Annotated in this window: 11 protein-coding genes; 7 read left to right on the top strand and 4 right to left on the bottom strand. The window is 65.5% G+C overall.

From position 1 onward, the window contains the following. The first annotated feature begins 8 nt into the window (after positions 1-8). Both llg_RS07350 and llg_RS07345 read left to right on the top strand, forming a co-directional pair. Positions 9-1,622: a DUF1800 domain-containing protein gene (locus llg_RS07350; RefSeq protein ID WP_338289077.1), complete on the top strand. Its 1,614-nt coding sequence runs from the start codon at positions 9-11 to the stop codon at positions 1,620-1,622. A 40-nt stretch (positions 1,623-1,662) separates the two neighbouring features. Beyond that, positions 1,663-2,958 carry a DUF1501 domain-containing protein gene (locus tag llg_RS07345; protein ID WP_338289076.1) on the top strand — a complete coding sequence of 432 codons (1,296 nt, stop codon included), beginning with the start codon at positions 1,663-1,665 and terminating at the stop codon, positions 2,956-2,958. Between the two features lie 79 nt (positions 2,959-3,037). On the opposite strand, the gene llg_RS07340 is transcribed toward llg_RS07345, so the two are convergent. Beyond that, positions 3,038-4,321 carry a peptidylprolyl isomerase gene (locus llg_RS07340; protein WP_338289075.1) on the bottom strand — a complete coding sequence of 428 codons (1,284 nt, stop codon included), beginning with the start codon at positions 4,319-4,321 and terminating at the stop codon, positions 3,038-3,040. Positions 4,322-4,387: 66 nt separating this feature from the next. Here llg_RS07340 and llg_RS07335 point away from each other — a divergent pair, with 66 nt between their 5' ends. Both llg_RS07335 and llg_RS07330 read left to right on the top strand, forming a co-directional pair. Further along, entirely contained in the window at positions 4,388-5,143 is a 756-nt protein-coding gene (locus llg_RS07335; protein ID WP_338289074.1) for an HAD family hydrolase, read from the top strand. A gap of 63 nt (positions 5,144-5,206) precedes the next feature. Continuing rightward, entirely contained in the window at positions 5,207-6,280 is a 1,074-nt protein-coding gene (locus llg_RS07330; RefSeq protein WP_338289073.1) for a hypothetical protein, read from the top strand. 8 nt (positions 6,281-6,288) lie between these two features. On the opposite strand, the gene llg_RS07325 is transcribed toward llg_RS07330, so the two are convergent. The 3 genes from llg_RS07325 to llg_RS07315 form a co-directional block, all read right to left on the bottom strand. Continuing rightward, complete coding sequence (locus llg_RS07325; protein WP_338289072.1) at positions 6,289-7,797, bottom strand: NAD(P)H-hydrate dehydratase; 1,509 nt, start codon at positions 7,795-7,797, stop codon at positions 6,289-6,291. A gap of 13 nt (positions 7,798-7,810) precedes the next feature. Then, positions 7,811-8,422 (bottom strand): N-acetylmuramoyl-L-alanine amidase, encoded by a 612-nt coding sequence (locus llg_RS07320; RefSeq protein ID WP_338289071.1) that lies wholly within the window; start codon positions 8,420-8,422, stop codon positions 7,811-7,813. Positions 8,423-8,511: 89 nt separating this feature from the next. Continuing rightward, the gene (locus tag llg_RS07315) at positions 8,512-9,384 is read right to left on the bottom strand and encodes a hypothetical protein (protein WP_338289070.1); all 873 of its coding nucleotides are present in this window, start codon (positions 9,382-9,384) and stop codon (positions 8,512-8,514) included. Between the two features lie 243 nt (positions 9,385-9,627). On the opposite strand from llg_RS07315, the gene llg_RS07310 reads away from it, so the two are divergent. The 3 genes from llg_RS07310 to llg_RS07300 all read left to right on the top strand — a co-directional run bounded on the left by llg_RS07310 (position 9,628) and on the right by llg_RS07300 (position 13,028). Then, positions 9,628-10,656 carry an L-threonylcarbamoyladenylate synthase gene (locus tag llg_RS07310; RefSeq protein WP_338289069.1) on the top strand — a complete coding sequence of 343 codons (1,029 nt, stop codon included), beginning with the start codon at positions 9,628-9,630 and terminating at the stop codon, positions 10,654-10,656. Positions 10,657-10,761: 105 nt separating this feature from the next. Then, positions 10,762-12,366 (top strand): murein biosynthesis integral membrane protein MurJ, encoded by a 1,605-nt coding sequence (gene murJ, locus llg_RS07305; RefSeq protein WP_338289068.1) that lies wholly within the window; start codon positions 10,762-10,764, stop codon positions 12,364-12,366. 50 nt (positions 12,367-12,416) lie between these two features. Next, entirely contained in the window at positions 12,417-13,028 is a 612-nt protein-coding gene (locus llg_RS07300; protein ID WP_338289067.1) for a hypothetical protein, read from the top strand. Position 13,029 lies beyond the last annotated feature (1 nt).

Here is a 13,029-nt window from a genome sequence, read left to right as displayed (position 1 = left end):
TTCCGACCATGCTTCCGCAAGCCTCCGACACCTGGACGATCTATGAAGCCGCGCATCTCCTGAACCGCGCCGGATTCGGCGGGAGCCCGGCCGACATCAAGGCGTTCCACACCCTCGGCCGGACCAAGGCCGTGGATTCCCTGCTGAAGCCCGCCGTGGGCCCGGACGAGTTCTCGATGCCCGAGTGGTGCTCGCCGGAGAAAATGGCGGAGGACATGCAGCAGCGCATCGCCCAGCTCCGTCAAGTTCGCGAGGCGACCAAGAACATGACGCCCGAGGAGGCCGAAAAGGCGAAGAAGAACGCCAACCAGGCCGAGCAGAAGGAAAACCGCCAACACGGCATCGAGGGCCAGGGCTGGTGGTTCCGCGCCATGCTCCACACCAAGGCGCCGTTGCGGGAGAAAATGACCCTGTTCTGGCACGACCATTTCGCCACCTCGATCCAGAAGGTGAAACAGCCGGTGCTGCTGATGATGCAGAATGCCCTGTTCCGCCGCAACGCCACCGGGAACTTCCGCCAGCTCACCCACGAGATCGCCAAGAACCCGGCGATGATGCTCTACCTCGACACCCAGAACTCGAAGAAGGGCAAACCGAACGAAAACTTCGCCCGCGAGGTGATGGAGCTCTTCACCTTGGGTGAAGGCCACTACACCGAGCAGGACATCCGCGAGGCCGCGCGCGCCTTCACCGGCTACCAGCTCAACCGCCAGAACGGCACGGTGTTCCACAACAAGCGCATGTGGGACGAGGGCGAGAAGACCGTCTTCGGCAAGACCGGCAAGTTCGACGGTGACGACATCGTGAACCTGATCTTCGAGCAGCCACAGGCCGCGAAATTCATGGCCGCGAAGCTGTGGGAATACTTCGCCGCCGAGGATCCGCCGGCCTCCGCGGTCGACGCGCTGGCCACCACCTTCCGCGAGGCGAACTACGAGGTCGCCCCGCTGCTGCGCGAGATCTTCCTTTCGAAGCAGTTCTACTCCGACGAGGTGGTGCGCAACCAGATCAAGTGCCCGATCCAGTTCCTGATCGGCATGCTCAAGCAGCTCGAGCTGAACCAAACGCCACAGGGCTACACGATGATCGCCCAGCAGCAGCTCGGGCAGGTGCTGTTCAATCCGCCGAACGTGGCGGGCTGGGACTGGGGCAAGGCGTGGATCAACACCAACACCCTGCTCACCCGCTACAACGTGGCCGGCTTCATCACCAAGGGCGCGGACAAGGCCCCCGACCGACCGCTGCCAGGCGAGGAGCCGATGGCGATGGCGGACAAGGACGGCAGCATGGAGATGCAGGACGAGGACGGTGGCGGCAAGGGTGCGGGCAAGGCGCTCGGCAAGAAGGCCACGCCTGAACGCGTGGCCGTGGCCACCGAGGTGGCCGCCCGCAACTGGCGCGGCCCGGATTACGACCGGATCGTCCCGCGCGAACTCCGCAAGCGCCACGAGGACCTGGTGGACTCGCTGGCCCTGCGCTTCTTCCAAGCCCCGCTGGCGGACAAGAACCGCAAGCGCTTCATCGCCTTCGCCGAGGAGAAGGAAGGCGTCGTCTTCACCAACCACGAGGTGGCCGAACTCGTCCACCTGATGCTCAGCACGCCGGAGTACCAGCTCGTCTGAACCCTTTCCCCCAACTCTCAACTTTCACCTCTCAACAGCCATGAAGACCCGCCGCGATTTCCTCCGCGCCACGCTGCTCGGTGCCTCCGCCACCTGGACCGTGCCGATGTTCGTGGAAAACACGTTCGCCCAGCTCCACAACGACTCCAAGGACCTGGCGACCCAGGCCGTGACCGGCAAGGACGGTCCGATCCTGGTGGTAATCCAGCTCGCCGGCGGCAACGACGGCCTGAACACCCTCGTCCCCTTCGCCGACGACGCCTACCACAAGGCCCGTCCGCGCCTCGCGAAGAAGGAGAAGGACATCATCCGCCTCTCCGACTACTGCGGCCTGAACAGCGCGATGCCGTGGCTGGGCTCGCAGTTCAAGGAAGGCGACCTCGCGATCCTGCAGGGCGTGGGCTATCCGAATCCGAACCGCTCGCACTTCGTCTCGACCTCGATCTGGGAAACCGCCGATCCGGCGAACCGCTCGAACACCGGCTGGCTGGGCCGCTACTTCGACAACGCCTGCTCCGGCAGCGATCCGACCGTGGGCATCAGCTTCAGCAAGACCCAGCCGGAGGCCTTCGGCGCGGTGAAGAATCCCGGCATCTGCCTTTCCAGCCCGGAACTCTACCGCTGGATCAACGGCAACGACGACTCGAAGACCGCCGAGGAATTCTTCTCCGAGCTCAACCGCCCGGACACACCCGCGGAAGGCAACTCGATCGCCATGGCCGCGGGCGGCAAGACCGGCGTGGTGAGGGGCGAAAGCAACCTCGCCTTCCTCGAACGCGTGGCGCTCGATGCCCAGGTCAGCTCGGCGAAGATCCTCGAGATCGCCTCGAAGCACCGCACCAAGGTGCAGTACGACGGCACGCCCCTCGCCCGCAGCCTGAACCTGGTGGGCCGCATGATCGCCGGCAAGCTGCCGACCCGTGTCTTCTACGTCTCCCACGGCGGCTTCGACACCCACAACAACCAGATGGGCACGCAGGACCGGCTGCTGGGCCAGCTCGACAGCGCGCTGAAGTCCTTCATGGCCGACCTCAAGGAACAGGGTGCCGCCGACCGCGTGGTGGTGATGACCTTCTCCGAGTTCGGACGCCGCGTGGGCGAGAATGCCAGCGGCGGCACCGACCACGGCCAAGGTTCCTGCCTCTTCACCCTCGGCCAGGGGGTGAAGGGCGGCCTCTACGGCAAGTATCCCAGCCTCACCGACCTGACGCAGGGTGACCTGAAGTTCAACACCGACTTCCGCGGCATCTACGCCACCGTCCTCGAGGACTGGCTCAAGACCCCCTCGGCCCCGATCCTCAAGGGCAGCTTCAACAAGCTCGGGTTCATCGGCTGATCGGTCGATCGATCCCCCGGAAAACAAAATGGCGGCCTGCGGGCCGCCATTCGTGTTTCAAGGTTTCACATCCCGCGCCTCACTTCGGCAGCGGTGACCAGGAGAACTCGGTATTGTCCTCGTACGCCACCCACGGATTGCCGGTCATGATGTATTGGATGAAGCTGTAGAAGTAGCCGTCCTGAGCCCCGGTGATCACTCCGGCCTTGGTCTTGGCCGAGGACGACAGATGGAAGCGATACACACCGTCATTTCCCAGATCGACGATGACATCCCCCCAATAGCCGTCGGCGGAATAGCTGACTCCCTGGATCACGCCGGTCTTGGTTTCATTGGACGCGGTCTCGATCAGGTAGGTCTTGTCACCCGTGACATTGAAACGGAACAGGTAGCTGCCGGACTCGTTCTCGACGTAGAGCTGCGAACCCAGAAGGCCGCCGGGAGTCAAAAGGTCGGCGGGATAGGTCGCCACGGCGGCCCGGTGCTGGAGGGTATAGGTGACTTTCGCCGGGGGGATATTCGCCAGCATGGTCTTCAGCATCTTCTCGCCCGGTCCCATGTAGCGGCCGCCGGAGCTTTTCCAAGACGGGTTCGCGTCGGTGGCGTCATAGTAGAACAGGCGGGCCGTGCTCTTGGCCATCTGGTTGAAAGCGATGAACGTCCGCGCGTTGGGATCGGGTGCCGGGATGGTGCTGGTCCGGAAACGGGGAGCGGTGACCTTGGGAAGCGCGACGCGGGTCGCCACGAAACGAGTGGCATCCTGACCGACACGGCGGATCGCCACGTGCTGGATGGTCACCGGCGTGGTCGGCTTGTCGTTGGCATCGGTATCGACCGCCAGGATCGCCTCCACCACATCCTGGCCGGACACCACCTTGCCGAAGACGGTGTAGTGGCCTTCCAGATCCGGAATGGCGCCACCGGTGACGAAGAACTGGGCACCCGCGCTGTTGCGGCCCGCGTTTGCCATCGCCAGCACGTAGGGCTGGTCGAACTTGTAGCTCGCGGGAACCGCTTCCCGGAACTCATCCGGAATGTTGTAACCCGGACCATCCGAACCATCACCCGCCCGGGAGCCACCTTGGATGACCCGGAAACCCGCGTTGTCGACCACCCGGTGGAAGGTCAGGCCATCATAGAAGGGCTTGGCGGGGCGGATCGTCGACACGGCTCCGGTGGTTTCGTCCAACCACGTGCGCGTGCCTTCCGCGAGCGTGACGAAATTGGCAACGGCCTTCGGGGTTTCCGCGTGGTTCAACTGGCAGGTGAACGTCCCTTGGGAGGTCTGGATGTCCGCGAAGACCTGCGCGATGGCGGGCAACGGCAGAGCGGCGAGGGCCAAAGCGAAGAGGGTTTTCCGCATGGCGCGGAAGCTGCCTGCATCAACGCGAGCTTGCAAGTCGGGATTCTCCCGGAAAGCCTTCTCCACGTGCCATTTCCAACGGATACCACCCGCCCGCGCGGCATCGCGCTCTTCGACCTCGATGGCACCCTGCTGCCTTGGGATTGCCAGGTGCTGTTTTGCCATCGGGTGCTGCGCCGCGCTCCGTGGCGGCGGTTCTACCTGCTGGTGTTCCTGCCGTTCACGCCTTTCGCCAAATGGCTGGGAGCGGAGACGATGAAGCGCATTTTCCTGTGCTACCTGTGGCGGATGGAATCCTCCGAGCTGGTCTCGCACGCCCGGGCCTTCGCGCGGGAACTGCGGTTTTACCCCGAGGTCCTGGCGGAGCTGGAGCGCCATCGTGCAAAAGGCGACCTGCTGGTGCTCACCTCGGCGAGCCCGGAATTCTATGTCACGGAGATCGGCCGCCGCCTCGGTTTCGATCTCACGCTGGGCACCCCGGTGGAAATCCCAGACCGGCTGCCTTTTTTCCCGGACCTGAAAAACCACAAGGGCATGGCGAAGGTCGACCGCCTCCGGGAATTGATGCCGGACCGCTTCAAGGACGGCCATCTGAGAAACTCACACGGCTACACGGACAGCACCGCGGACCTGCCGCTGCTGGCGATCTGCAAAACCGCCACGTTGATCAATCCATCCGAGCACCTCACCGCGATCGGCCGAAAGCGAGGCTGGAACGTCACCCGGCCCACCCGCCCATGGAAGTCCAAGTGGGATCGGCTGCGACGCTTGGCGGCGCTGGTGGCCGGAATCGGCCGGAACCCGGGCGGTCTGGAGTCCTGAAGGCCGGACGGTTAGGCTTGCCGTAGCAATGGCGTTGACGAATGGTGATGGGAGACGCACCCCATGTCCTCCCAGCCTTCCGTCAATGTCGCCCGCCTGACCTATCTGTTGGTCTGTGAAGCCGCGGGCTTCGCGATCGCGCTGAGCACGCGGGGGGTCGAGCGCGGCGTGCCGATGTGGATGGGCCTGCTGGGCGGGCTGCTGGTGGCGGGCTTTTTCATCCTGGTGGAAACGATGATCCGCGGCTTCTCGCTGCGCGGGTTTTCCACCGCCACCTTCGGCCTGTGCGTGGGCCTGTTCTGCGCCTGGCTGCTGACCCGGGTGCAATTCTCGGCATTGATCGAACCGGCATTCCGCGACAAGGACCGGACGCCGCTGGAGCAAGCGGAGTTCGACCTGCTGGTGAACACGCTGAAGCTGGCGTTCGACGTGACCCTGTTCGCCAGTTTCGGATTCATCGGAGTGGTGCTGGCACTGCGCAGCAGCCGGGACGATTTCGCCTTCATCATCCCCTACGTGCGTTTTCGCCAGGATGCCTCCAGCGGCCAGCCGATCGTGCTGGACCCGGAGGCGGTGATGGATGGCCGGGTTCCGGCGATCCTGCGGGCGGGCTTTCTCCACGGTCGCCTGATCGTGCCGCGGTTCGTGCTGGAGGAGCTGCAAACACTGGCACATTCCCCCTCTGCGGCGCACCGCCAGCGCGGCGAGCGGGGGCTGGCCAGCCTGGAACAAATGCGCACCGCCAAGGATCTCCAGGTCACGATCCATGAGTCCAATGGCGCGGCCGCCAACGCCACCCTCAACAGCCGCCTGCTGGAAACCACCCGCCTGCTGGGCGCGCGCCTGATGACGAGCGACGACACGCTGAGCAAAGTGGCGAAACTTCAAAACGTCCCCGCGCTGAACATCCAGGAACTGGTGGACGCGCTCAAGCCGGTGGTCGCCGTCGGTGAACGGCTGCGGATCGCCCTGGTGCGCCCCGGCAAGGAGGAGCACCAGGCGGTGGGCTATCTGGCCGATGGCACGATGATCGTGGTGAACCACGCCGTGCAGAAGATCGGCTCCTCGGTGGACGTGCTGGTGATCAGCACGCTGCAAACGAGCGCCGGGACGATGATTTTCGCCGAAGCCGCCTGAACCCGGTTTCAGCGGCCGCGCTCCCGCCAATCGCGGAACGCGCCGCCGAGATGGGCCAGGGTATCGCTGGCGAGCAGGGACTCCTCGCTCGCTCCCGCGGCAATCGCCCGCTCCGAGCCCCGGCCGCAGAGCCATGCCCCGCAGGCGGCGGCTTCCAGCGGAGCCAGCCCCCCTGCCAGCAACGCGCCGATGACTCCCGAGAGCGCATCCCCCTGTCCGCCGGACGCCATGCCGGGTGAGCCGGTGGAATTGCACCACAACGGTTCACCCGCCGCGGTCACGAGCGTGCGGGCTCCCTTCAGCAGCAGCACCGGCGCATGGCGATCGGCGAAGGCCCGGGCCGCCTCTTCCCGTGGCAAATCGGCCAGATCGGGTGCGAGACGGCGGAACTCGCCGGGATGCGGGGTCAGCACGTGATGGGCTGGCAACTCCGGAAAGTCTCCCGCGATGGCGTTCAAGGCATCGGCATCGATCACCACCGGAACCGGGGAATCCATCAGTAGCCTGCGCACCAGGCCAGCCTCGACGCCGCCGAGACCGGGTCCCACCACCAGGCTGTCGTAGCGGAAATCCAACAGCTCCCTGGGATCACGGAGCGCCCGGACCATGACCTCCGGCGGACATTTCGCGGCGATCGCGGCATGGGCTTCTTCCGGAACATGCAGCGTCACCAATCCCGCTCCCCCGCGCAGGGCTCCGGTGGCGGCCAATACAGCAGCCCCGCTGTAGGCGGCGGATCCGGCCAGAATGCCGACCCGGCCAGCCCGGCCCTTGTGAAAATCGAATGGCCGCGGAGACAATGCTCCCGCCAGCGTGAACGGCGAGATCATCGCCATGTCGCCACCGGCCGGGACGGGCAGCTCCGCCACTGGCACCAATCCGAGCGCTCCCACCGCGTCCGCGGCACGTCCCATGAGCAAGCCGCGCTTCGGCACGCCGATGGTGAGGGTGAGATCCGCCACCACCGCGCCAGGATGGATTTCCCCGGTATCGGCATCGACCCCGGAGGGCAGATCCACCGCCACGATCCGGCCCCCCGCCGCCTGACGGAGCGCGCGCATCTCTTCCGCGAGCGGGGCGAGCCCGCCCCGCGGTCCACCCCGGGCCCCGATGCCCAACAGGCCATCCAACAGAATCAGCGGCAGACGTGCTGCCGCCGGATCCGGTGGTCCGTCCAGCCACTCGACTTCCCCGAGCGCGGCCAACATCGCGCGAGTGAGTTCCGCCCATTCCGATTGGGGCCAGGCCGCACGGATGGCGATCTTCCAACCCGCGTCCCTCAAGACCCCGAGCGCCACCAGGGCATCCCCGGCATTGTGGCCCTTGCCAAGGCACGCAATCGCGGTGCCGGGCTCGGGAAAGAACCGGGCCACCGCGTGGCCAAGGCCACGGCCGGCCTCGATCATCAACACGGAGGCGGTCGTCCCGCGTTGGAACGCCGCCTCTTCCAATGCCCGCATTTCATCCGCCGTCACCACGCCCATGCAGCCATCATAGCGCACGGGCAGGCAGGGCACAGGCGGAAAATCCTCAGCCGTCGCGGCGGAAACGCATCACCCCATCGGCGATGGCCTTCGCCAGCGAATCACGGTACCAGGCGGCTTTCATGCCCTGGCGCTCGGTGGGATTCGAAACGAAACCGCACTCCACGAGGATCGCGGGGCAGGTGTTGTTACGAATCACATAGTAGCGGGCGAACTTCGCGCCGCGGTCGGTGGCGCGCACCTTGCGGCAGATGTTCTGCTGCACCATCTGGGCGAGGTTCTGGCTCTCGGCACCGTTGGCGTAGTAGGTCTCCAGGCCACAGGCGCTGTCCCGGTAGGTGAAGTTGTAGTGCACCGCCACGAAGATCGCATCCTTGTAGCGCTGGGTGATGGCCACGCGCTCCGCCAGCGAAACGAAGTAGTCGCTGTTGCGCGTCATCACCGTCTTGAAGCCCATGCTCTGCAGGTAATTCTGGAGCCGGGTGGCGGTGTCCAGGCACAGGTGCTTTTCATAGACCTGGCCGAACTGGGCTCCCTTGTCGTAACCGCCGTGACCCGCATCGATCACGACAGTCCGGAAATAGCGCGCTTCCGCCGTGGCGGAGGTAAGCGCACCGACGGCCGCCAGGGCCAGAAGTCGCTTGAAGATCGTTCGCATAATACCTCGCGTTTTGAAACTGTTCAGGATTGTTAATAAAATTTACCGGAAAGTAAAGAATTTTTAAACAATTCTCCTTCCCTTCCCGTTCACTGGGTGATAACGGGCCGCTCCGAGATCTTGCGGGCGCGGGACTTCTCCATCTCCTCGGCCTTGGGATCGTACGGGATGCTGTTTCCAACCGCGACCACACCGTTGGGTTGCGTCATCAGCACCGGGTCTCCCGTCGCGCCACGGCGATGGAACTCACTGTTCACCAGCTTGCCCTCGGTATCGATTTCGCAGTGGGTCCACAGGGTCGGGGTGCTGAGGAAGAAGACGTGGAGGTTCTGGTTGCCGGCGACGGTGATCTGGGGCTTGCGGAACATGAGCGCATCCCCGAGCGGATAGGTGCGGATCGGCGTGCCGGTGCGGTCGTTGACCACCTGGACGTAGAGCTGGGTCTTCTGGTCGCCGGAGTAGTTGAGGACGCGGTACTCGCGGACCTTCGTGGCATCACCGCGGACGCCAACCTTCTGGCTCCAATAGGCGCGGCCGTTGGAGACATTGAAAAGCACGCGGTTGGAAGCGGTGCCTTCGGAGGTCTGGTCCGGCATGCGGATCAAGGCGTAGACGCTGTAGTTTCCGATCTCGGTGAGGTTGAACGCGGAGGAGAGATTCACCTGGCGGGCCATGCTCTGGCCCACGGGAATGCGGATGGCGCCGAAATTGAAGCGGCCGTAAGGAATGGCGGGCTCGCTGCCGGTGCGCTTGATGACGAAATCGAGCCACGGCTGGCGGTCGCTACCGACGAAAACGGCTTCCTGCCCGGAGTGGTTGGTGATGGTCACGGTGGCCTGAACCGACTCCCCGGCGACGTACTGGGTCTTCGCGATCGAGAGGGTCGCGGCGATCTGGCCGTGCGCCGCCGCAGCGGACACAAGCGCGAAGCCGCAGGAGACGAAAAGGGTGCGCAAGTTCATGGCTCCGCAGGCTTAGCGACGACAGGGGCGGGAGTCAACCCACGGGGGCCACCGTTAGAAGGGCGGCCGGAACAGGAGGAAGGAAGCGGCATGGAAGAGGGAGATTGGGAAAACAACGACGCAGGAAGCGGGCCTTGTTTGGGAAAATCCAGCGTCCGCGCTTTTCCCTCCCAACCGGGCCACCGGACACCGGCGGAAAATTCCGGTTTCCCGTGGGGCGGGTGCATCTGCTAAGGCTGCCCCGTGCCCGAGACCCGGATCATTTCCGCCAGCGACGAAGACATGAAGGAAGCCGTGCGCGAGGCAGTCGCCTTGCTCGCCCGCGGTGAAGTCGTGGCCCTGCCCACCGAGACCGTGTACGGCCTCGGCGCGGATGCCTTCAACCCGGAGGCCGCCGCCAAGGTGTTCGAGGCCAAGGAACGGCCGTCCTTCGATCCGCTGATCGTCCATGTGGCCCGCAAGTCCGACCTCCACCAGGTGGCGGAGGTGGATGAATCGATCCGCGACGTGGTCGAGAAACTGACGTCGAATTTCTGGCCGGGCCCGCTGACGCTGGTGCTGCCGAAGAAGCCGGAAGTGCCGGACCTGGTGACCAGTGGCCTGCCCACGGTGGCGGTCCGACTGAGCGCGCACCCGATCTTCCGCGCCGTCTGCCGCGAACTGGGCCGCCCGATCGCGGCGCCGAGCGCGAACCGCTTCGGCCGTATTTCCCCGACCTCCGCCAGCGCCGTGCTCAAGGAGCTGGACGGCCGCATCCCGCTCATCGTCGATGGCGGGGCGTGCAGCGAGGGCCTGGAGAGCACGATCATTGCCATCGAGCCCCGCGAGGGCAAGAAGCCGCTGTTCAAGCTGCTGCGGGCGGGTCCGGTGACCAAGGAGGATCTCCAGCCGTATGGCCGGGTGGAAAAGGCCAAGGAGCGTCCGGGTGAACTGCCCCACGCGCCCGGCCAGCTCGCCAGCCACTACGCTCCGCGCACGCCGCTGCTGATGTTCGAGAAGCCGGAGGACTTCGTTCCCGAGGAGGGCAAGCGCTACGGCCTGCTGAGCTACCGCGAGGAGGAGAAGGACGGCTACATCGACCTGCACGATTGGGAGCGGGTGGAAGCCCTGAGCCCGGGCAATGGCAAGCTGGCGGAAGCCGCGCTGCGTCTGTTCTTCGTGATGCGCCAGCTCGACGAGGCCGGCCTGGACGCGATCGTGGCCGAGCCGGTGAGCGAAACCGGCCTGGGCGTGGCGATCATGGACCGCCTGCGCCGGGCCTCGGCGAAGTAAGGCCTCCGGGCTTGCCCCGGCGTTCCAAAAAGAATCCCCGCTTTCCGAATAAATCCATTGGCTCTGTCCGCGGATCGGCTAACGGAGGCACGACCTCACACCCGCATGTCCGCCAAATCCACTTGGAAAGTCAGCGCGGCGGTGATGGCCAGCCGCGTGCTCGGCCTGATCCGCGACCAGATCTTCGCCGCGTTCTTCGGGCACAGCGTGCTGATGGACTGCTTCAACATCGCCTTCCGGATCCCGAACCTGCTGCGGGACCTGTTCGCGGAAGGGGCGCTGTCCCAGGCCTTCGTGACGACCTTCTCGAAGAAGGTGAAGGAGGACGGGCCGGAAAGCGCGTGGCCGCTGGCGGCGAAGATGCTGACGCTGGTGGGGATGGCGATGGCCGCCGTCTCGCTGGTAGGCATCCTGTTCTCGCCCCAGCTGGTGCACCTGCTGACAGCGCTGGACGGCACCGCGGGCAAGGCGCGGACGTTCTCGCCGGATGACATCGCGCTGACGATCCAGATGACGCGGATCATGTGGCCGTTCATGCTGCTGGTGAGCCTGGCGGCGCTGGTGATGGGCATCCTCAACGCGCGCAACGTCTTCGGCATCCCGGCACTGTCGTCGTGTTTCTTCAACCTCGGCTCGATCATCGCGGGCTCCGGCATCGGGCTGTGGCTGGATCCGCACCACGGGCCGAAGACGATGATCGGGATGTCGATCGGCGTGCTGGTGGGCGGCTTCGGCCAGCTCGTGTGCCAGCTCCCGTCGCTGCGGCGGCTGGGTTTCCACTGGCGGCCGGACTGGCAGTGGAAGGACCCGGCGATCCGGACGATTTTCGCGCTGATGGGGCCGGCGGTGATTTCCGCCTCGGTGGTGCAGATCAACGTGGTGGTGAACTCGCAGTTCGCCACCTCCATTGGCGGCGGCGCGGTGAGCGCGCTGAACTGGGCCTTCCGGCTGATGCAGCTCCCGATCGGGGTGTTCGGCGTGGCCGTGGCCACCGTAACGCTGCCGGCGCTGTCCCGCGCGGCGCTGGGCGGGACCGGGCCGGAGTTCCGCGGCGTGCTGGCGCGCGGGCTGCGGTTGGTGACCTTCCTGGTGCTGCCCTCCGCACTGGGCCTGTGCTTCCTGGCGGAGCCGATCATCAGCGTGATCTTCGAACGGGGCGCGTTCAATGCCGTGGGCCGCATGGAAACCGCCGCCGCGCTGCGCGGCTACGGCATCGGCCTGCTGGCCTACTCGTGGCTGAAGGTGCTGCAACCGGCCTTCTACGCCGCGAACCGCCGCTGGATCCCGATGATGGTGAGCTTCGTGGCGATCGCGCTGAGCATCACCTCGAACTGGTATTTCGTGACCGTGCGCCACATGGGCGTGGAGGCGCTGGCGATGACCACCAGCCTGGTGGCGATCGTGAACTTCGTGATCCTCTACGCGGCGATGCTGCGGATCTCCGATGGCCTCGAAACCCGCTCGCTGCTGGTGCTGTGCGCGAAACTGGTGGCCGCCGGGGGCGCGATGGCGGGCGTGTGCCTGCTGGCCCAGCGCTACCTGTTCCACGATCTCAGCCACATGACCCAGATCGCCCGCGCGGCGTGGCTGGTGGTGGCAGTGGGTGCCGCGGGAGTCACCTATTTCGCCGCGGCCCGGGTAATGCGGGTGGAGGAGGCCACCGAGGCGACGAACCTGGTCACGCGACGATTCCGACGCACCAAGGCCTGATGACCGCCCGGTCTTGCATGGCTTCGTTTCCCATCTAAGTTCGCCCCGTCATGGCTCACCGCGCCGTTCTGATCAAAGCCGCCATCGTTCTCCTCTCGATCTGGATCGTCGTCTGGGGCATCCGCTCGTGGGCGGGATCGCGGCGCACCACCATGGTCTCGGTGGAGAAGGCGGTGCAGAAGGCGAACTTCGACGATTGGTCGGCCGAAGGCGCCAGCCACGATCCGGCCGAAGCGGCCCGCCGCGAGAAGGAGCTGCGCAACATCGCCGGAATGGTGAACCGCCTCGACTTCCGCGAGCGCCAGAAGACCCGCGAGCAGAAACCCGGCGACCGCTTCTACGACCGCCTGGACAGCCGCGAGAAGGAGCTCTTCTTCGACCTCACGATCCGCGAGACCATGGAGACCTTCGTGACCGCCATCGACGCGATGTCCCCGGAGCAGCGGAAGAGCTTCGTGGAACAGGCGCTGCGGGACCTCGAGAACGGCCGCAGCAAGGAGGACGTCGAGCGCACCCAGGCGATGGGCAAGGACGTGCTGGAAAAGGCCAGCGGCGAGGGCATGCGCGCCTACTATTCCAAGGCCAGCGCCCAGACGAAACTGGACATGGCCCCGCTGATGGAGGCGATGACCGAGCTGATGCGCGACCCCCAACAACATTGAG

It is taken from the genome of Luteolibacter sp. LG18 (genome assembly GCF_036322585.1).
Classification (GTDB): Bacteria; Verrucomicrobiota; Verrucomicrobiia; order Verrucomicrobiales; family Akkermansiaceae; genus Luteolibacter.
The sequence above is the reverse complement of the archived record's forward strand: the minus strand, read 5'-3'. Positions and strand labels throughout refer to the sequence as shown.